The sequence below is a fragment of the Thalassobius sp. MITS945101 genome (assembly GCF_047123305.1).
Taxonomy (GTDB): domain Bacteria; phylum Pseudomonadota; class Alphaproteobacteria; order Rhodobacterales; family Rhodobacteraceae; genus Thalassobius.
In genome coordinates this window covers 2,024,433-2,043,011 of record NZ_CP138918.1, presented here as the reverse complement: position 1 = coordinate 2,043,011, position 18,579 = coordinate 2,024,433, and the positions used below count along the sequence as shown (strand labels likewise).

Below are 18,579 nucleotides of genomic sequence, written 5' to 3'. Positions count from 1 at the left end.
TCAAATCACAGCAGCACTAGTGCAGATTCGGTTGGGCGCCCTGGCCCTTTTCGTCGATCATGTGCCCGGTCCTGAAACGATCCAGCCGATAGGCTTTAGCAGTTTCGTGCGGATGATCGGTTTTCAGAAGATGGGCAAAGCAGAAGCCTGCAGCAGGCGTGGCCTTGAAGCCGCCATAGCACCACCCGCCGTTGAAATAGAGCCCGTCGATATGAGTTTTGTCGATGAACGGGGAGCCATCCATGGACATGTCCATAATGCCGCCCCAGCTGCGCAGAAGCCGCGCACGCCCAAGGCCAGGGATCAGGGACAGGCCGCTTTCAACCACATCTTCGACCACGGGCAGGTTTCCGCGTTGAGCGTAGGAATTATACCCGTCGATATCCCCGCCAAAAACAAGGCCACCCTTATCGGATTGGCTACAATAGAAATGACCGGCACCATAGGTGATCACGCCGGGAATGATCGGTTTCAACCCCTCCGAAACGAAGGCCTGCAACACGTGGCTTTCGATGGGCAGACGCATTCCCGCCATGGCCATTACCCGGCTGGAACTGCCCGCAACCGAAACGCCAATCTTCCTGGCTCCGATAAACCCTCGCGACGTTTCGACGCCCAGCACGCGCCCGCCTTCGATTTTGAAACCGGTAACCTCGCAGTTTTGCAGGATGTCCACGCCCTGCTGATCCGCCCCCCGCGCATAGCCCCAGGCCACTGCATCGTGACGTACGGTTCCTCCGCGCCGGTGCAGTAGCCCGCCCTTGATCGGAAAACGTGCGTTGTCGAAATTGAGGAAAGGATAGATCGCACGAACGCCATCGGCGTCCAAAAGCTCGGCATCTGATCCGTTCAGGATCATCGCATTGCCACGCCGCCGCGCCGCATCCCGCTGCGCATCGGTATGCACAAGATTGAGAACCCCGCGTTGACTGACCATCGCATTATAGTTCAGCTCTTGTTCCAGGTTTTCCCACAGCTTCAGCGAAAACTCATAGAAGGGTTCGTTGCCAACTAGCAGATAATTGGAACGGATGATCGTGGTGTTCCGCCCGACATTACCGCCACCGATCCAGCCCTTTTCCAGAACCGCGATACGTGCGCCCTGAAACTCTTTGGCCAGATAATAAGCTGTGGCCAACCCGTGCCCACCACCACCGATTATGAGGTAGTCATAGGCACCCTTAGGCTCGGTGTCTCGCCATTGCGGCTGCCATCCTTTGTGGCCCGTCAGACTTTCCTTAATCAATCTCAGAGCAGAATAGCGCATGTGGCCCCCTGTTTGTCTGCCCTTATGAAGGTCGATTTTGATCCAAGTTACTTGTGCGGTTTCGGACAAGTTTGGTGCCAGAATCGACATCCCACCTGCTGCCGAGCTGTTGTGCCCGCGACAATGTGTGAAGAATTTGGCAAACGGGGAGGCAACACCGGCGAGTGGCCGGTCTAGTATCATTTGCTGTGCTTGACCGAACAGATATTTGCCTCCGCCGAAAGCAATATGGCTGTATGGAGCCGACCAACTGTTGAAGTTAAAACGGCTTCATAAGGAGAATGAACGGTTGTGGCGGGCAATTTCGAAACCGATGTTGGGCAATCGCATCCTGTCGGTGTCCGCAACTGCCAGTTATTGTGATCTAGGATCAGAAAAAGACGACAAGAACTTCAGATATTCTGAGGCCACAGCTGAGGGCTTGTCCAACATTGGAACGTGTCCACAGTTATCCAGTGTTGCTAGATGAGAGGCGGGTAAACTCTGGGCGAGTATTTTTGCACCACTGATATGAAAAATTCGGTCCTGTTGACACCAGATTACAAGCGTCGGCATTTTTAGTGACGGGGCCAGGTCTAAGACTGTTGGCACGTCTGACTTTGCATGCACGACATCCCAAATTCGGGCGTTATGATCTGCGTTTGCAACCTCTTCCTCTGACCAAGTCTGAAGGATCGGGCCGGGGACGTATGGAATATTTGGAGACAGCCACTTGTTCCGTCTCACAAAGTCATCGGGTGTTTGGACAACCAGCGGGGCTATTCCGACATCTCGTGCCTTGTCCATGTCGCTTGGTATCGGCGTCGGCACCCCGAGTGGACTGCCAATAAAGGCAAGGCTAGCAATTCGCTCTGGATCCTTTTCGGCCAACAGCGCTGCAACATAGGCCCCCATGGAGTTTGCCCCAACGTGAACAGCCTTCAGATCTAGAGCCCGCATCACAGCGAGTAAATTTGCCCTCTGCTGATCCAACAAGTATTCGCCGTCCGGGAGAAGGTTGTTGTCCCCAAAACCGGGGAGATCAACGGCAATGACGCGGTTGTGTTTGGTTAGGGAACGCGCCACTTCGGCCCAATGTTCTTTGCGCGCATAAATGCCATGCACCAGCAAAACGGTTTCGCCGCGGCCACCTTCCAAATAGTGGATGTCTCCCACCTCTGTTGAAGCCACCCTAGCGCGCAGCCCGGCGGAGGCGTTGTTTAAGGAGATCAAACCTTTTGCAACCTGAGATGGGAGCGCAAACCAAGACAATACGGCGCAGAAAGTTAACAGACCAAATGCGATGGCCATCTTGCGAAAAATACGTGTCATGTATCCTCGGAATATTCATTCGAAGCGAGTTGTCCCTATTATGCACACGCTCCAGACGCCTCTCTTGAAGAAACGTGCAAGTTACTTTGCTGCGTTCTTCACATTTGAACTTTGCTACATCATTCTCGGCAAATGCGGCGTCGCATTCTCAGGGCCGCGCTATAGTTGCCCAAACGTCAGGTGAAGTGGTTATGCCTTCAAGTGCCCCAGCTTTTCGCAACCACAAGTTCTCCTTTGCAAAAGGCGAACTTGGTTCGCATGAGAACCTGATGACTTGCGTCATTGTCGGGTGCAGAGAACCAGTTCTTGTTTGCGATGACACCAACCAAACGGAAGCGCATGCGATCTGTATCAAACCCGATGTACGACATCGAGTCGTGATCCGAGAGGGTGGTGCAGAGATTGTGTATTTGGACGGTGTCAAACTGGACGGGAATGCCCCCAAATTTAGAGAGTTGCCCGAGGCCTGGCAAGACTTACCTACGGCAATTCGTGTGCGCGACCACAGTGCTTTGGCAAGTTTTCGGCAAGTGGTCAACCGCGACGATACCCCGGCGGACGCTGGTGTGATGCGGATCGTTGAGCGCCTTTACAAAGACCCCTTCGAAAGGCTGTCCCAGCTGGACCTAGCTCAAGAATTGCAACTTGAGCGCACGCTCGCAATGCGCCACTTTAAATCGACAACGGGCCAGACCTTTCGAAAGTTCAAAATATGGGCTGCCATGATGTGTGCAGTTGATGCTGCATTTAATGGTGAGAAAGTCGGCCTTGCGGGCATACAGGCAGGGTTCTCAGACGCGGCACACCTGACAAGGACTGCGGCAACTTTGTTTGGGGTCACCCCAACGCAGGGGCTGTCAGGGTTGAGCGGGTTTACCAGCATTGCGGCCCATCCTAATCCAGCTTCGTAGCGGCCGTGTTACGGTTACTCCTGAGCCTCCCCAACGACTTTGGTGATGGCTTTTATGCCCACACCTATCGGCATCGTATTGTGCCACTGTGATGTTTGAGAAAACATCACTCAAAGGGAGAGCATACATGTCGGAAGCTAGCATAATCGGCATAGACCTTGCAAAGCGCGTACTTCAACTTCACGAAGCTTGTGCCAACGGAACGGTTGTTTTCGCAAGAAACCAACGCTTGTTCAGCTTCTTGCATTTATGAGCCAATGTTTGGACAGGTTTCGACGTAATTTAAGCTACTCTTTGCTCCTGCTGATCGGTTTGTGTCTCTTCTTTTCTCAGCCAATAGACCACGGCTGGGGGTTTGCCGCCAAGTGCGGAGTGTGGGCGTTTGCGGTTGTAGAAATCGATCCATTTCCCAACGCCGGCCTGAGCAGCCTCATTTGACTGGTCCAATTTGATTGTTAGTGCATGATTGGCCTGTGTTCCATCGTGATTGTGGCCTCTGGCGTTGGCGAGCGATAGCCCAATGCACTGTGTGGTCGTTTTATGTTGTAGTGTTTTCTGCATTCTTCGATCAGGATCTGGGCTTCACGCAGGGTATAGAAGACCTCCCCGTTGAGCAGATCGTCCCGAAACCGGCCATTGAAGCTTTCGCAGCATCCGTTCTCCCAAGGTGAGCCAGACTCGATATAGGCGGTCTTGGCCCCCACGGCCGTAATCCAGTCCCGGACAGCTTGAGCCACAAATTCAGGAACGTTGTCTGAGCGAATGAAGGCAGGCGAGCCACGCAGGATGAACAGGTCTGTCAGAACATCAATTACGTCGGTCGAGTTGAGCTTGCGCTTCACCTTGATCGCTAGGCATTCCCGGCTGTGCTTATCAATGATGTTCAGCGTCCGGAACACCTTGCCGTCGCCCATTGGGCTCGAACCAATGGCGCCTACAATGGGCAACTCTGTCCGGCAATGCACGAAATCATAGGACCAGACATGGTTGTGATATTCAGTGATCCTCCCCCAATGAATTGGTCCGCGCGTATAGTTAGTAAACGGAGGATCAAATATGGGAATCAAACGACACAAGCCGGAAGAGATTGTCACGAAGTTGCGGCAGGTTGAGGTGTTGTGCGGTCAGGGAATGCCGCGCGTTGATGCAATCAGGCAGGTTCAGATAACGGAACAGACATTCTATCGCTGGCGTAAGCAATACGGCGGAATGGGAACTGACCAACTGAAGGAACTAAAGAGGCTTCAGAAAGAGAATGATCGGCTGCGTCGAGCCGTGTCGGACCTTACGCTGGACAAACTCATACTTTCGGAAGCTGCACGGGGAAACTACTAAGCCCTTCGCGCCGTCGTGCCTGTATCGATCATGTTTGCAGCCAGTTCAGGGTATCAGAGCGGCGAGCCTGTCGTGTCCTGGGACAGCACCGATCCACACAACGGCGTTTGCCGGTTGGCCGTGCTGACGAAGAGCGTCTAGTGGCTGATATGATCGAACTGGCCCGCCAGTATGGTCGGTATGGCTACCGCCGGATCGCAGCATTGCTCAGAGACGCCGGATGGCTTGTGAATGACAAGCGTGTCGAACGTTTGTGGCGGCGTGAAGGGCTCAAAGTGCCAATGAAACAGCCGAAGAAAGGGGGGCTCTGGCTCAACGATGGCTCGTGTGTTCGTTTGCGACCGGAGTACCGCAACCATGTGTGGTCGTATGACTTCGTGCATCATCGAACCGATGACGGGAAAGCGTTCCGAACGCTCAATATCTTGGATGAACACAGCCGGGAATGCCTAGCGATCAAGGTGAAGCGCAAGCTCAACTCGACAGAGGTTATCGATGCGCTGACGGACTTGTTTATCTTGCGCGGCGTTCCTGCCTTCATACGGTCGGACAACGGCCCGGAGTTCATTGCTCAGGCCGTCCGCAATTGGATTGCAGCGGTCGGCGCTAAGACCGCCTACATTGAGCCGGGATCACCTTGGGAGAACGGATACTGCGAAAGCTTCAACGCAAGGCTTCGGGATGAACTACTTAACGGAGAGGTCTTCTTCTCGCTAAGGGAGGCGCAAATCCTGATCGAAGAATGGAGAAAACACTACAACACGAAACGACCACACAGTGCTTTGGGTTACCGCCCACTGGCCCCAGAAACCATCGTCCTGATGGAACCCAGGCCAATAATGCACTAACATTCAAATTGGACCACTTAGGTGGGGCTGATCAGACGCAGCTTCCTGTTCGTTCTGCCTTCACGGCGCATGGCGCTGCGACAGCCACGTGCGAAGCGGCTTGGTACGGATCCCTAACCGCCCAGCCATTTCCTCGACCGAGTACGCTCTCGCCACGTGACCTGCGCAACCGAGTCGATCTTAAACGCACTCAAGAAACGCACTTGCAATGATATTTGCATCGCACTTTGCTTCCAAAATCACCAAGTAAAGCGTCTACGAATCTGGGGCACCTCAATCACCCTTCACTAGTTCATCTTCCTCTTCATTTCGGGCTCCGGAGTGATGCCCGCTGTGCGTCGATGCACCATTTGATCCTGTAGAGCCTTCTCCAGGGTTTCTATTTTGCATGGCTTAATCATCCATTCGTTCACCCCATGTCGTTCAAAGTCAAAAATATCCTGCTGGGAAAAGCCCGCCGACAAAATGACTGTTGGGGTTCTGCACCCGAAAGTTCGAGCTTCGAATTTTCTGATCTTTTGGATTAGCTCCAGCCCCGACATTCCGGGCATATTGAGGTCGGTTACTACAGCTGAGAACTCTTGCTCCTTCCAAAGTGAGAAGGCACGCTCACCGCTATTTGCAGTTTCGACGAGGTAGCCCAATCTAGCGAGCTGAGTAGAAAGTACTTCGCAGTTAACTACGTTGTCATCGATCACTAGAATTGGAGATTCACTTCCACTTAGATTTGGATCTGGCGGTGATGCAGCCTCGAGGTCAATTTGGCCATGTTGACTTGTTTCGCTAGCTTTGGCCGACATAAGGTCGATTTGAAAGCCTACTGGATCCGTGAATATTATTCTGTCTGCAAGGCCTCGATGGGTACGCCCGTCAAGTTGTGCGGGCCCCAGGCAAAGTATCGAAAGCTGAGGAAAACTATTGCTGGCCTTGTCAAGTAAATGACTGTCCGTTTCCAGAATCTCAGAGGATAATATTAGGCATTCAGGGTTCATTCCTCGCACAACTTCGGTATTCACAAAGTCGATATGGCTAACGACTTTGATATCTGTCTGTCGATCGCCGAACATAAGGTTTAGGCCCTCTCGAATGTCTTCAGTTGGTGTGCCCACATAAATACTGCGAGGCAGCATAATTTGATTTGTAGGGCATGCGTTGACCTCAATCGGAAGCTCTACGCAGATTTTTGTTCCCTGCCCTTCTAAACTGGCAACCGAAATGTGCCCCTTCAGCAGTTGAATAAGCCGGGACGTGATGGACATACCCAGTCCTGTCCCCCGTATCTGGGAATCTTGTGCTTTGGGAGCCTGCACATAAGGATCAAGAAAGCTCTCCATTAGTTGCGAAGACATGCCAACACCGTTATCTCTCACTTCGAACTGAACAGAGTTGCTCGCTCCTGAGCGAACATAAACACTCACCTCGCCCAATCTGTTAGTCAAATTTTTATCAGAGTACTTCACCGCATTGCTGATCAGATTGAGTAGTATTTGCCTTGTTCGGACCCCATCAATCATCGCTTCTATTGGCAAATTGTCGTCCACAAATAGGCTCAGCTTGACTCCAAGCTTCTCTGCAAGCGGAGAAAGTGTCATCGCTGCTGCTCTAGAAAGCTCGCCCAGATCGGTAACTCGTGGATTGATTGACACCATATTTGCGTCGATCTTGCTGCTGTCGAGAATGTCGTCTACCACTTCCATGAGACATTTTGCTGAAGCCTCAATCGTGCGCAGTTTTGCAAGCGCCTCTTTATCGACTTGTCCATCCTCGATAAGTTCCAATGCGCCGAGTATGCTGATCATTGGAGTTCTGATCTCATGTGACATGTCTGCAATGAATTTGCCTCGGGCTTCTTCGCTTTCCTGGGCTCTCTTTATTGAGGCTATTAGATGCTTAGAAGCGTTCTCGATCTTCGAACTGAAGAACCAAAGCTGTGCCACGATTGCTGCAGTTACCGTAATGTAAATGCCAACTTTTACATAGGAGCTAGGAACCGTGTTTTCTCGAGGAGGAATTCCAATTAGGTGGCTAACACCAAAGGACATATCCAAGTAGGCATAGAGTGCTGACAGTGAGATGATTATGAGTGTTGTCCAGAACGGAACAGATTCTGTGCGTGGTGAATAGAAAAGAAAAGGAAGCCCAAGAAGAACGAAATACATAACTTCTTGACCAATTTGCGTCGACGAGTTTAACGACAAAACCACCATGATAGTGGTCGTTCCCGCGACCCAAATAAATTTTGAAATCTCGACCTTTGATAGGTGAACCAAACAGAAGCAAGAGAAAGCTAACGGCACGGAGCTAATAACAATTTTTGCAGGGACATGTTCTCCCAAGTATGTTAGCCAAAGGGACCATGGAAATGCCAGAGACACCACAATTGTCATGGAGCATTTCAAAAGTGCAACACGGTTGAAAGCGTCAGCGCCTTTTTGGCAGGGCAACACATTCTTCTTGTGGCTTAGATCTTCATCGTCGACCATGGGAATCACTCTTTATGTTAACGGAACACCGACAAAGCTTTACGCGTTGAGGATATGTGAGCATAACTTATCCAAAAGCATAGTACGGCGATTGGTCAAAGCATTGCTTAAGCTGCTGTTTTCAAATAACTTTGTTTTTTTTGTTTGTGCGGCCTCAAGCCGGACACACGGCTCGATTGAGGCATCCCTAGCGTAAGATCATTTTTGGGTTGTGGGGCATATGGGCTTGCCCCGCTTTGAGAGGGGGGGCGGCGCGCATCTTTTGAAAGTGTGAAGAGATCTCAGCGATTCCGAAGTTGGCATGTATCAAGCGATGCGTCGCGATCGCTAAGCGATCGGATGCAATGTTGTTCTTTGCTCCCCACCCGATATCACCCAAGGCCTTTCTTGGAATGTTGATATACTTCATTTCCCATGTTGGAAAGAGTACAACTTCTGACCAGCATTCTGAGAATACTTTTATGGAATGGTGTCTGGAGTCTCTTGAAATTCTTGAGAATGTTGCACACACTGCTGACTTGCTTCCTTCCAATATTTGAGTAAAACCTACTTCAGACCGAACCAGAACTCCACGGACACCGCTCTTCCGATTGTTTTTTATGGAAGTTTTAAGAATTTCTTGGTCACTAATGCCTCCGGTCGAGTGTTTCGCCACGCTTGAGTATACCAATCGAAAATTTCCAGTAGTCATTAGATTTACCTTTCAGACAGTCGATCGTAGTGCTTGGTATTATTGGAGGATACCAATGACCTCTTCTACGTTTGGATCTGTTTGCCCGACCTCAAATCGCCAATATTTGGATGTACAGCTTGGCATTTTTGGTGACCTGGCGAGCAAAATGAGATCGCCAGGCAGCAGTAGAATCATATAATTGTACGAAGAAACCCCGCTAGTCCTAGAAGGACACTCCTAAGCCCAAACCTTCTTCAAAGTCTTTCCTAACTTGTGCGAGATCCGGATTGGGAATCAGACCAAAGTAGGTCAAAAATCCATTCTCACCTGACAGTTCGTCGGAGAGGATTGTTTTGACATATTGGCTTACCGCTGGTTTTGAGGTTTTTGAGGTACTACTGAGGTAAAGATAGAGAGGCCTGGACAACGGGTACGAGCCATCTGAAATACTATCTAATGTTGGATTTGCAGAATTAAAAGATACAGCTGCAACACTTTCGCTATTGGCCTTGTAGATACCAAAGCTGACCAACGCAATTGCAGTTGGTGAGGCAGTCAATGACGTCCAGGCTGCTTTGCTGCCGCCCACTGGTTCAATAGTGAAGGGAGCCGTTCTGACACGAGTACAAAGTTTGGTAGCTTCCTTTTTGTCTCCGTCCACCTTGCGCAATAAATGCTCAAATGCACCTGTCTTTTGGCACCCATCCAGCATAACCTTTTTGTCAAAGATCTCTCGCGTACCATGCGAAGTATCGGGTAGAATGACAGAAATTGGAATTTCAGGAAGCGAACTGTCAGTTTGGCTCCAGTGCGTTGTTGAGTTTCGAACAAGACCAGAGCCGTCATTTACGAGCGGTGCGAGAGCCCTGAAGAGCTGCGCGGACGTCAACTGCTTGATGTCCGCGCGAGTGGCTAAGACAACGCCATCAAAGCCGAAAGCAACCTCTAGCAGTGGGCCAACGTCCGACTCGGCACATGCAACCAGTTCTTTTTCTTTGATGCGCCGCGAGGCCATCGCAATGTCAATTTCTGGTTTCATCTGAACATCACAAAGTTTCGCTATTCCCTTAGAAGAGCCTATGCCTTCAATTTCGGGGTAGAGCACCGATGGCTCCTCTGCGTGCACATCAGCTGCCATCACCGCGTAGGGATAGACAGTGGTCGATCCCGCAATTCTCAGCGGCGATTCCTCGGCATGTGAGGCCGCGGCTGAACACGCTCCGATCATAGCTATCATAAACTTAACATTCATTACCTTACTCCAACTTTGTCCTGTCTTGAGCGTTAGAGCCCAAATATATTTCATGAGATAAAATATCTCGTTGCTATAGTACGATACAATTTCAGATTCATTTATACATTTGAATTGCAACTTTAGAAAAAGGCCATAAGCATCTGATTTTAAAATAAATATATTTTGTAACATTTCAATCAACGCGGTCCTGAACCTCAAAGGGGTATACTTTGAGGAGAGGGCGTTGGTGGCTTGAGGGCGACTAAATGAGCATTTGAAGTCTTCTCTTAACGAGGGAGATTCGTGCAAAAATCGAGCGAAAGCTTGCTAACATTTCCTTGCTCTGGGGTTGACAATTTTTAGGTCAATAACTGGCAGGCACACACTCGATGTGCTGCAGTTTAAAGGTGCTCTGAGCTACCCCCCGAAATTAGGATACCTACGCAAGCTGCGATTTATTGTCTGCTGATCTTCAACACGAAGCAGATCAGATATGTCGAAACGGAAGCAACATCACCCGGAGCTCAAGGCCAAGGTCGCGCTGGAGGCGCTGGAGGCGCTGGAGGCGCTGGAGGCGCTGGAGGCGCTGAAGGGTGAGGAGACGGTCAGCAAACTGGCCAGTCGGTTTGGCGTGCATCCCACGATGATCCATCAATGGAAGCGCGCTCTGCTTGAAGGCGCGTTTGGCGTATTTGAGCGCGGCGGTAGAAAGGCGCCGGAGGTCAATGAACAGCAGGTCAAAGAGCGTACGCCAAGATCGGGGAGCTGGCCGTCGCCAACCATTTTTTGGCCAGAAAGCTCAAACCCTGGACCGGAAAGTGAGGCGCAAGATGATTGAGGCTGCCAATACGAACCAGTCCATCAGGAAATAGTGTAAGATGTTGTCGATCTCGCGGTCATCATTTTACTACGAGTCTCAGGCGAAAGTGAGATGAACCTCGATCTGATGCAGTTGATCGACAAGCAGTTTCTGGAAACACCGTTTTATGGCGTGCGCCAGATGACCTGGCACCTGCGCTATGAGGATCACTTGGTATGCCACCAACGGGTGGTCCAGTTTAATTGTTAGTGCATCGTGGGCCTCTGGTCCATCGGAACTATACTTTTCGGTGCAGGCGGACGATAACCCAATGACCTGTGCGGTCTGACGGTGTTGTAGTGAATGCGCCATTGCTCGATCAGGATTTTGACCTCCCGCAGACTGTAGAAGATTTCGCCGTTCAGCAGTTCGTCGCGGAACCTGGCGTTGAAGCTTTCACAATACCCGTTTTCCCAGGGTGAGCCCGGTTCGATATAGGCGGTCTTGGCTCCGACCGCGACGATCCAGTCCCGCACCTTCTGAGCGATGAACTCCGGGCCATTGTCGGACCTGATGTATTCTGTTGGCCCGCGCAGAATGAACAGGTCCATCAAAGCGTCCAGCACATCGGTTGAGTTGAACTTGCGATCTACGCGGATCATCAGTGTCTCCTTGGTAAACTCGTCTATGATATTCAGGGTTCGATAGATCCGGCCATCATGGGTGCGATCCTGCACAAAGTCATAAGACCAGACGAGGTTGGGCCGCTCTGGCCTGAGCCGAATGCAAGACCCGTCGTTCAGCCAAAGCCGCCCCTTCTTTCTTTGCTTTTGTGGGATCTTCAGCCCTTCACGTCGCCAGATACGCTCGACCCGCTTGTGGTTCACATGCCAGCCAGCGTTGTTCAGCAGACCCGTCACCATGCGATAACCATATCGCCCATATTGGGCGGCCAGTGCGACGATGTAATCGATCAGCCGCTCCTCATCGGCCCGGCCTTGCGGGACCTTTCTGTGTGTCGAACGATGCTGACCCAAGGCGCGGCAAGCACGACGCTCAGACACGCCGAGTTCCTGCTGCACATGGTCGATGCACTTTCGGCGACGCGAAGGGCTCAGAAGTTTCCCTTCGCTGCTTCAGTCAATATGAGCTTGTCCAATGTCAGATTGGAAACCGCACGCCGCAGCCGCTGGTTTTCTTTCTCAAGCTCCCTCAGACGCTTGAGCTGAGATCGACCGATGCCGCCATACAGCTTGCGCCATCGATAGAACGTCTGCTGCGTTACACCGATCTGGCGCACCGCCTCAGCAATCGTCATTCCTTGTCCTTGCAAAACTTCAACTTGCCGAAACTTCGATACTATCTCTTCCGGTTTTTCTCGCTTTCCAGCCATCGCTGATCCTCCAAATTGTGGGACAAATCTATCCCAGTTGGTGGATCACTTTCAGGGGGCTACTCCAGCAGCACGTGCAGTGTCACCCGCCAACCTTCGCTTGCCGGCTTCCATGAAGTCCTTGGACCATTTGTAGTAAACGCCCTGGGAAATCCCCTCACGACGGCAAAGCTCAGCAATGCTGTCTTCACCACGCAAGCCATCCAGAACAATCCGGATCTTCTCTTCTGCGGAATACTGCTTGCGGGTCGCCCGTTTGATGTCTTTGACGATTTTCTCGCCAGGACTCTTGATTGTCTTTCTCATCGCCCACTCCTCGGTGGTCACGATGAGCCAGAAACACTCTCTTATCAAATACCGCTAATTAGACCCATAGGCGCTGTCGTCAGACCGACCACGTCACAGCCCAACCAGTAACATTGAAGCTGACATGGAAAAAGAACACTTTATCCACCAAATTTTCCTTCGAGCAGCTTTATGCTGCTGTCAAAGTGTTTCTTTAGTGCGATGGCGGTAGTTCTGTGGTTGCGTTTTTTTACACACGCAAAAATCGCTCGGTGTTCCGCGTCAAATTCGTCAAAGTTAAGCCATATGAGTTCATCATCAACTTGAAATCGCTTCAAGTTTTCACGTCCGTCCTCAATCTGTTTGACCATCTTTGGCCAGCCACTTGCACGGAACAAGAAGCCATGGAAGGTTTGATTTAGATCGTACCAATCGCTCGCATCTAAAGTGCGGTTCTTCATTTTTTCTAAAGTTTCCTCCATTTCTGAAATTTCCTCATCTGTGATGTAGTTAAGGCCTTTAATCGAAGCAGTATGCTCCAGGGAAAAGATTGTGGCAGCCAGCTCAATCAGTTCGCTAAAACTTAATGTAGCAACGAAGGCGCTCTTATTGGGCTTCTGCTGGACTAGGCCCATAGCAGCAAGATGTTGGAGGCTTTCTCTCACGGGGACACGGCTTATGCCCAACCTCTCCGAAATGTCTTTGGGTAATAGAACCTGACCAGGCCTCAGTGATCCCGACAGTATTTCCGCCTTCAACAGCGCGGTAACTTGAGCGGCTAATGTTAGTGATACTTGTTTCAACTTAAAAAGGACCCAGCTCTGTATACGTAGTGCAACTTTATCACACATTCAGGGTTTTGCATAGAAAAAATATTGGGTTATGGTTGTGCAGCCTGCGCTTCGACACACCTTGGTAGAATCTTCACCCCAACGTTCTTGTCATATACGCTTAGATAGCTGTACTGGCGATGGCCGAGAGAAATTTGTTTTGGCAGCGGTCTTTCTGTGCTTTGATATGCTAAAGACCATGGGCGTGCCGGGCGTGATCTGGATCTGGCATTACCATATGTACCAGTGCTCGTCATATTTGGTTGGGCTTGTTGCTGGCTTTCGACTAGTTCTTTATGCGCTCATCCTTTTGTCGTTCAACGATTGGGGAAGCTAGCCATCGTCTTACATGCAATTGCCGTGCGATCATTTGGCATTTTGTAGGCTTGAGTATCTGCCTGAAAATGGTCCATCAACTGTGAAAATTGTCCCCTAAATTTGAGGATCAGCGGTGGCTGACAATCGAAAGAAACCAGAATATATCGTATCGAAACTTCGGTAGGTTGAGTTTCTGCAGGGAAAAGGCGCAACGATCGCGGAGGCGGTGCGCCAGATTGGCGAGACGCAGCAGACGTTCCCTAGATGGCGAAAACTCGATGGCGGTACACAGCTTGTCCGGCTGACAGAGGTTGATAACAAGAGCCAATGGTTGCGGAGTGCGGTGGCTGCTCTGACGCTGGACAAACTCATCTTTACCGAGGTGGCAAAGGGAAACTTCTGAGTCCCTCTCGTAGCCGTGAAAATATCGATTATGTGCGGTTGGAACTGGCGTTTCCGAGCGCCGTCCCTGCCGCGCTCCCGCTCAGCCCCGATCCACTCAGCGCAAGGCTCCTCAGGACCAGACTGACGACCAGCGTTTGACTGATGGCATCATCGGATTGGTCGACCTATTCGGACGTTATGGATATCGCATGGTGCCTGGCCTGCTGAGCAAAACGGGATGGCGTGTAGGACACGAGCGAGTTGAACGGATAGGGCGGCGCAAAGGGTTGAAGGTTTAACAGAAGCAGCAGAAGAAAGGGCGGCTTTGACTGAACAATGGTTCCTGCTTTTGCCAGCGGCCAATACGATCGAACTATGTCGTGTCCTATGATTTTGTTCAGGGTTGCACCGCCGATGGTCGGGTCTGTCGAACGCTGAACATAATCATCGAATACACAAGTGAGCCACTCATATCCACGTTGATCGCAAGCTCAACTCCACCGATGTGTTGGATGCATTAACAGACCTGTTCTGCCTGACGTCAGCGCCTTTGGGACCAAATAGCGGTATTTGATAAGAGAATGCTCTTCGCTCATCAGGCGATGGGGATGGTGGCGCTCGTTGTCTTTGGCAATGCCTCAGCAATGCCGAACAAATCTTGGGTGCGCGCATTCCCGGAAAAGGTAAAACAAAGATCTAAGCGCTGATTGAAGAAACGCACGCGACTGCGCCGTTGGTCGACACGTCGCCAGATCAGAGCAGCTAACGCGCGGGACGAGCTGATGGGCCGTGTGATCGGGCCGCCAGTGCACGCCCGGGCCCGCACCCGGGTCCAGACTAGCCTCAGCTCCAAACACTTGGCTCGCATCGCGTGCGCGACGCAGTGCTGCCGACGGACGGCCCTGTTCGCAAAGCCCCCACATCACAAGGTCAGCGCGGCGCCACGCAGCGCGGCGGAACGTCGCGACCGTAATCCGGAGCGGGGGTTGGGACGTAAATCTAGTAAACGAATCAATACAAAGAGGTGTCAGACATGCGTGTCGCCGCTGAAAAACTGGAAACAAATGGACGGCCGAAGATCTGCGTCGTTCTGAGCACTGCCCTCGCCGAGACAGCCGTTGCGACAATGATGGCGCAGAAGTTCCATTGGAATGTGACCGGCATGAATTTTGACTCGTTGCACAAGCAATTTCAGGAAGTCTACGAGGATCACTTCGTCGGACAGGACGATCTGGCTGAGCGGATCAAGGCCCTTGATGGGTATGCCTATGGTAAACTTGCGCGCGCACTCAAGCGCTCAAGCATTGCCGAACTTCAGGGGGTGCATGCCCATGGATATGATTGCCGCACTATTGGACGCGGAAGAGACGCTGGCGGCCACCCTCAAGTCGTCTGGCGCGCTGGCAGCAGAGCACGGCGATACGCTTACAGAAGATTTGTGCATCGCGCGCGGACAGACGCACGAAAAATTTGCATGGATACTGCGCGCCCTCCTGCGCTGATCCCACCTGAAAACAGACTCACCTAAACCCTGTGGTCACGTTGCCGCCGACGTGCCCGGCGCGCCTCAAAAAGGAGAAATCAAATGTTAGACGCAACCCATGAAAACACGCTTTTGATTGTTGAAGATGACGACGCGCTGCGGGACCGCCTTGTCCGTGCTATGGAGCGGCGAGGTTACTCGGTGCGTGTTGCCAGTAGTCTTTCAGAGGCGATGAGTCAGGCAGATGCAGGCCTACCGCGATATGCGATTGTTGATTTGCGGTTGCAGGATGGCAGCGGTTTGTCCATTATAGAGTCGCTTGAAAAACGCGATCCCAACATCCGTGCAATCATTCTCACCGGCTACGGGAATATTCCGACTGCCGTTGCGGCAGCGCGTATTGGTGCCATCGACTACATCGCCAAGCCAGCAACTGCCGACGAACTCGTGGATGCGCTTACGAGGCCCAGAAACGAACATGCCCCGGCTCCGACGAACCCAATCTCACCCGAAGACGCCCGCAAAGAGCATATCGCGCATGTCTATCACGAAATGAATGAAAACGTAACGCAAACGGCTCGATCCCTAGACATGCATCGGCGCACACTTCAGCGCCTTCTCAAACGGTACAGGATCGTCTGAGATGCAACATGCAAAGACCGACACGATCATTATGCGAGCAATCGGTGAAACACCCGCCAAGGCGACCGTCTACTTTGACGGTGCGTGCCCGTTATGCACGGCGGAGATAAGTCACTACAAGTCGCGAAACGGCGGAGATCAGATCTGCTTTGTTGATGCTTCGCAGGCGGATGCACAGCTTGGCCCAGACCTGAACGTGGACGCCGCGAAGCGCCGGTTCCATGTGCGCCTGCCTGATGGAACGCTGGTGTCGGGCGCGCGCGCCTTCACTATCATCTGGCACACCCTGCCGGGCTGGCGGTGGGCGGCACGGATTGCCCGAATACCCGGCGTGACACCTCTTCTGGAACTGGGCTACAGTCTGTTTTCTTCCGTTTCGGCCACTGCTGTCCAAAGGGGCTACGTGGTTTGGCGCCAAGCCGATGCCAAAGCACGGATCGGACCTTTAGCGATGGCATCAGAGACCTATCCCCAACGGCTTGAAATCCTTGTGCGCGGCGCATTAGCACCGCCACCCGGAGCGGGCCGTATCGCTTTGGCGTTGACCTACGGCGTGGCTGTGCATCTGATCTTTGCGGTGGCCGTCGTGGCGATGATCCTGGCGATGTATTTCGGGATGAGCCGCAGCTTGGGTAACGTCCCTTGGCCGTACGCAATTGCGGCCAACGCTGTGCTCATTCTGCAATTTCCGCTGGTCCACTCGCTTCTACTGACGGATCCCGGCGGTCGCGTTCTGCTAAGTCTGATACCGGGCCCTCACGGGCGAAAACTCAGCACAACAACCTACGCACTGGTCGCATAGCTCCAGCTGCTGGTTCTATTTGCACTTTGGGCACCCTCAGGCATCATCTCGTGGCGCGCCGAAGGCGCGGCGCTCTCTATGGTGACTGCGGTTTGCGCGACGACCTGGGGGTTGTTGATCAAGACAAGCTGGGATGCGGGCGCCGAAGTCCAATCCGGCGCATTGGGCTGGATGTCCCTCATGCGTAACGCCACGCCAAAGTTTCCCAATATGCCCAATGGCGGTCTGTTCCGCATCATCCGACAGCCAATGTACGTCGCCTTTGCCCTTACGTTTTGGACCGTGCCGACATGGACGCCGGACCAAATGGCTCTTGCGATTGGCCCCACGGCCTACTGCTTTGCAGCCCCAAGCTGAAAGAACGCCGGTTCGCGGCCCGGTACGGCAACCGCTTCGAAAGCTACAAGCGTCGAGTGCCCTATGCAGTCCCGGCGATAGGAAAAAATATATGACATGACTGAGAACAGCCGCAATGACCTGACCATCTATGACGGTGCCGCCGCCAATTGGTGGTACGACGACATCCGTTTGGTCCATAGCTCAAAAGACCTCGTACCGGGCCGGCTCGGGTGGTTCGACAAACACGTGGATTGGAACCGTCTGACCATTCTCGATCTGGGATGCGCCCCGGGGGGGGCATGGCCGAAGCGCTCGCCGCACGCGGTGCCAAGGTCACAGGGATCGACCCAGCGGCACAAGCGATCAATGCCGCGCGGGTCCATGCGGCCGAAGCCGGTATTGAAATCCAATACGATGTTGGGGTAGGTGAAGAGCTCTCCTATGAAAACGTAACTTCGACGTTGTTGTGTGCGTCGATGTGCTGGAGCATGTGGGGTACCTCACCAAAGTCCTCGCTGAAATGGCGCGGGTTCTCAAACCCGGCGGCCTCTTTCTGTTCGACACGATCAACCGCAATCTTTTGTCGTGTTTTGCGACGATCACCATTGCCGAAGATACCCTGCGCCTTCTGCCCAAAGGCACGCACGATCCGACGCTTTTCGTTCGACCCGCAGAGCTGCGTGCCGGACTAGAGAAAGCTAGCCTTGTGTCCGGTCCGATGACGGGCCTTGAACCTCTGGGACTTAACCGTAACGGTGATTTCACGCTTGGCCCACTTCCGATCCGAACCGTGATCTACACGGGCGTCGCCCTCAAACCGGGAAACCACTAATGTTTGAAATCTCCTTTTCTTGTCACCGCGCTGCTGTTTGGCGAAATGGTCCACTATTCCTTAAGCTTCGCAGCATTTGTTTTCAACGCACTCCCGGCAGAAATAGTAGCCCCCCTCATCCGCCGCGCCTTTCCCCACTTCTATCTGTTCGTGTTGGTAAGTTCTGCTGTTGCTGCTGCCATAGCATTCGCATTCGCATTCGATCCAGTTTCAGGCGCTATTCTCATAGCCATAGCAATCACGACGATCCCCGCGCTACAAGTCCTCATGTCTGCAATCAACAACGCAGCTGATCCGAGTTCAAAGACTCGGTCCAAGGTCCTGCACAGCCTTTCGATGTGATTACGCCGGCCCACGGTGGGCAGGCCATTGCAACGACGATGGCATAGGGACTGTGACCTAAATTGCCA

17 protein-coding genes and 5 pseudogenes are annotated in these 18,579 nt (G+C 52.3%); 12 read left to right on the top strand and 10 right to left on the bottom strand.

What is annotated here, in order from left to right; genetic code table 11:
* Positions 1-16: 16 nt before the first annotated feature.
* Positions 17-1,267: a sarcosine oxidase subunit beta family protein gene (locus tag SIC14_RS10295; RefSeq protein ID WP_412565722.1), complete on the bottom strand. Its 1,251-nt coding sequence runs from the start codon at positions 1,265-1,267 to the stop codon at positions 17-19.
* A gap of 354 nt (positions 1,268-1,621) precedes the next feature.
* Positions 1,622-2,578 (bottom strand): alpha/beta fold hydrolase, encoded by a 957-nt coding sequence (locus SIC14_RS10290; protein WP_412565721.1) that lies wholly within the window; start codon positions 2,576-2,578, stop codon positions 1,622-1,624.
* 191 nt (positions 2,579-2,769) lie between these two features.
* Here SIC14_RS10290 and SIC14_RS10285 point away from each other — a divergent pair, with 191 nt between their 5' ends.
* Positions 2,770-3,489 (top strand): helix-turn-helix domain-containing protein, encoded by a 720-nt coding sequence (locus SIC14_RS10285; RefSeq protein ID WP_412565720.1) that lies wholly within the window; start codon positions 2,770-2,772, stop codon positions 3,487-3,489.
* Between the two features lie 282 nt (positions 3,490-3,771).
* Here SIC14_RS10285 and SIC14_RS10280 read toward each other — a convergent pair.
* Positions 3,772-3,915: pseudogene (locus SIC14_RS10280) on the bottom strand (integrase core domain-containing protein); the annotation flags it as partial.
* Positions 3,916-3,944: 29 nt separating this feature from the next.
* Positions 3,945-4,487: pseudogene (locus SIC14_RS10275) on the bottom strand (integrase core domain-containing protein); the annotation flags it as partial.
* Between the two features lie 58 nt (positions 4,488-4,545).
* Here SIC14_RS10275 and SIC14_RS10270 point away from each other — a divergent pair.
* Positions 4,546-5,672 (top strand): IS3 family transposase gene (locus SIC14_RS10270; RefSeq protein WP_412565719.1). Its coding sequence is split into 2 segments (ribosomal slippage): positions 4,546-4,810 and positions 4,810-5,672, totalling 1,128 coding nucleotides; the frame shifts between segments, so codons are not numbered across the junction.
* 287 nt (positions 5,673-5,959) lie between these two features.
* On the opposite strand, the gene SIC14_RS10265 is transcribed toward SIC14_RS10270, so the two are convergent.
* The 3 genes from SIC14_RS10265 to SIC14_RS10255 all read right to left on the bottom strand — a co-directional run bounded on the left by SIC14_RS10265 (position 5,960) and on the right by SIC14_RS10255 (position 10,254).
* A complete protein-coding gene (locus SIC14_RS10265) occupies positions 5,960-8,155 on the bottom strand; it encodes a hybrid sensor histidine kinase/response regulator (RefSeq protein WP_412565718.1) in 2,196 nt (731 codons plus the stop codon).
* A gap of 187 nt (positions 8,156-8,342) precedes the next feature.
* Positions 8,343-8,846 (bottom strand): BLUF domain-containing protein, encoded by a 504-nt coding sequence (locus SIC14_RS10260; RefSeq protein ID WP_412565717.1) that lies wholly within the window; start codon positions 8,844-8,846, stop codon positions 8,343-8,345.
* 205 nt (positions 8,847-9,051) lie between these two features.
* Positions 9,052-10,254, bottom strand: coding sequence for a PstS family phosphate ABC transporter substrate-binding protein (locus tag SIC14_RS10255; protein WP_412565854.1), 1,203 nt, complete (start codon positions 10,252-10,254; stop codon positions 9,052-9,054).
* Between the two features lie 301 nt (positions 10,255-10,555).
* Here SIC14_RS10255 and SIC14_RS10250 point away from each other — a divergent pair, with 301 nt between their 5' ends.
* Together SIC14_RS10250 and SIC14_RS10245 are read left to right on the top strand one after the other, a co-directional pair.
* Positions 10,556-10,900 carry a transposase gene (locus tag SIC14_RS10250; protein WP_412565716.1) on the top strand — a complete coding sequence of 115 codons (345 nt, stop codon included), beginning with the start codon at positions 10,556-10,558 and terminating at the stop codon, positions 10,898-10,900.
* Positions 10,901-10,993: 93 nt separating this feature from the next.
* Positions 10,994-11,131 carry a hypothetical protein gene (locus SIC14_RS10245; protein WP_412565715.1) on the top strand — a complete coding sequence of 46 codons (138 nt, stop codon included), beginning with the start codon at positions 10,994-10,996 and terminating at the stop codon, positions 11,129-11,131.
* Here the strand turns inward: SIC14_RS10245 and SIC14_RS10240 are convergent.
* The 3 genes and pseudogenes from SIC14_RS10240 to SIC14_RS10230 form a co-directional block, all read right to left on the bottom strand.
* Positions 11,128-12,254 (bottom strand): IS3 family transposase gene (locus tag SIC14_RS10240; protein ID WP_412565714.1). Its coding sequence is split into 2 segments (ribosomal slippage): positions 11,128-11,990 and positions 11,990-12,254, totalling 1,128 coding nucleotides; the frame shifts between segments, so codons are not numbered across the junction. The two genes, SIC14_RS10245 and SIC14_RS10240, sit on opposite strands and share 4 nt — an antisense overlap.
* A 66-nt stretch (positions 12,255-12,320) precedes the next feature.
* Positions 12,321-12,560 (bottom strand): annotated as a pseudogene (locus SIC14_RS10235) (transposase); the annotation flags it as partial.
* A 140-nt stretch (positions 12,561-12,700) separates the two neighbouring features.
* Complete coding sequence (locus SIC14_RS10230) at positions 12,701-13,342, bottom strand: GntR family transcriptional regulator (protein WP_412565713.1); 642 nt, start codon at positions 13,340-13,342, stop codon at positions 12,701-12,703.
* A gap of 884 nt (positions 13,343-14,226) precedes the next feature.
* Here SIC14_RS10230 and SIC14_RS10225 point away from each other — a divergent pair.
* From SIC14_RS10225 to SIC14_RS10190, 8 genes and pseudogenes are all read left to right on the top strand, one after another.
* Positions 14,227-14,370 carry an IS3 family transposase gene (locus SIC14_RS10225; RefSeq protein WP_412565712.1) on the top strand — a complete coding sequence of 48 codons (144 nt, stop codon included), beginning with the start codon at positions 14,227-14,229 and terminating at the stop codon, positions 14,368-14,370.
* A gap of 734 nt (positions 14,371-15,104) precedes the next feature.
* Positions 15,105-15,573, top strand: a pseudogene (locus SIC14_RS10220) (Dps family protein).
* Positions 15,574-15,656: 83 nt separating this feature from the next.
* Positions 15,657-16,196: a response regulator transcription factor gene (locus tag SIC14_RS10215; protein ID WP_412565711.1), complete on the top strand. Its 540-nt coding sequence runs from the start codon at positions 15,657-15,659 to the stop codon at positions 16,194-16,196.
* Between the two features lies 1 nt (position 16,197).
* Positions 16,198-16,998 (top strand): thiol-disulfide oxidoreductase DCC family protein, encoded by an 801-nt coding sequence (locus tag SIC14_RS10210; RefSeq protein WP_412565710.1) that lies wholly within the window; start codon positions 16,198-16,200, stop codon positions 16,996-16,998.
* 111 nt (positions 16,999-17,109) lie between these two features.
* Entirely contained in the window at positions 17,110-17,355 is a 246-nt protein-coding gene (locus SIC14_RS10205; RefSeq protein ID WP_412565709.1) for a hypothetical protein, read from the top strand.
* 263 nt (positions 17,356-17,618) lie between these two features.
* Positions 17,619-17,836 (top strand): annotated as a pseudogene (locus tag SIC14_RS10200) (class I SAM-dependent methyltransferase); the annotation flags it as partial.
* The gene (locus tag SIC14_RS10195) at positions 17,804-18,169 is read left to right on the top strand and encodes a methyltransferase domain-containing protein (RefSeq protein WP_412565708.1); all 366 of its coding nucleotides are present in this window, start codon (positions 17,804-17,806) and stop codon (positions 18,167-18,169) included. The pseudogene SIC14_RS10200 and the gene SIC14_RS10195, both read left to right, overlap by 33 nt.
* 3 nt (positions 18,170-18,172) lie before the next feature.
* Positions 18,173-18,511, top strand: a complete 339-nt coding sequence (locus tag SIC14_RS10190; protein ID WP_412565707.1) for a DUF4149 domain-containing protein — start codon at positions 18,173-18,175, stop codon at positions 18,509-18,511.
* The last annotated feature ends 68 nt before the right edge of the window (positions 18,512-18,579 follow it).

Excerpts from the sequence above, each read along its gene's own strand:
- SIC14_RS10295 (WP_412565722.1), bottom strand. The coding sequence starts at position 1,267 with ATGCGCTATTCTGCTCTGAGATTGATTAAGGAAAGTCTGACGGGCCAC.
- SIC14_RS10210 (WP_412565710.1), top strand. The coding sequence starts at position 16,198 with ATGCAACATGCAAAGACCGACACGATCATTATGCGAGCAATCGGTGAA.
- SIC14_RS10285 (WP_412565720.1), top strand. The coding sequence starts at position 2,770 with ATGCCTTCAAGTGCCCCAGCTTTTCGCAACCACAAGTTCTCCTTTGCA.
- SIC14_RS10290 (WP_412565721.1), bottom strand. The coding sequence starts at position 2,578 with ATGACACGTATTTTTCGCAAGATGGCCATCGCATTTGGTCTGTTAACT.
- SIC14_RS10260 (WP_412565717.1), bottom strand. The coding sequence starts at position 8,846 with ATGACTACTGGAAATTTTCGATTGGTATACTCAAGCGTGGCGAAACAC.
- SIC14_RS10250 (WP_412565716.1), top strand. The coding sequence starts at position 10,556 with ATGTCGAAACGGAAGCAACATCACCCGGAGCTCAAGGCCAAGGTCGCG.
- SIC14_RS10255 (WP_412565854.1), bottom strand. The coding sequence starts at position 10,254 with ATGTTACAAAATATATTTATTTTAAAATCAGATGCTTATGGCCTTTTT.
- SIC14_RS10245 (WP_412565715.1), top strand. The coding sequence starts at position 10,994 with ATGAACCTCGATCTGATGCAGTTGATCGACAAGCAGTTTCTGGAAACA.
- SIC14_RS10215 (WP_412565711.1), top strand. The coding sequence starts at position 15,657 with ATGTTAGACGCAACCCATGAAAACACGCTTTTGATTGTTGAAGATGAC.
- SIC14_RS10265 (WP_412565718.1), bottom strand. The coding sequence starts at position 8,155 with ATGGTCGACGATGAAGATCTAAGCCACAAGAAGAATGTGTTGCCCTGC.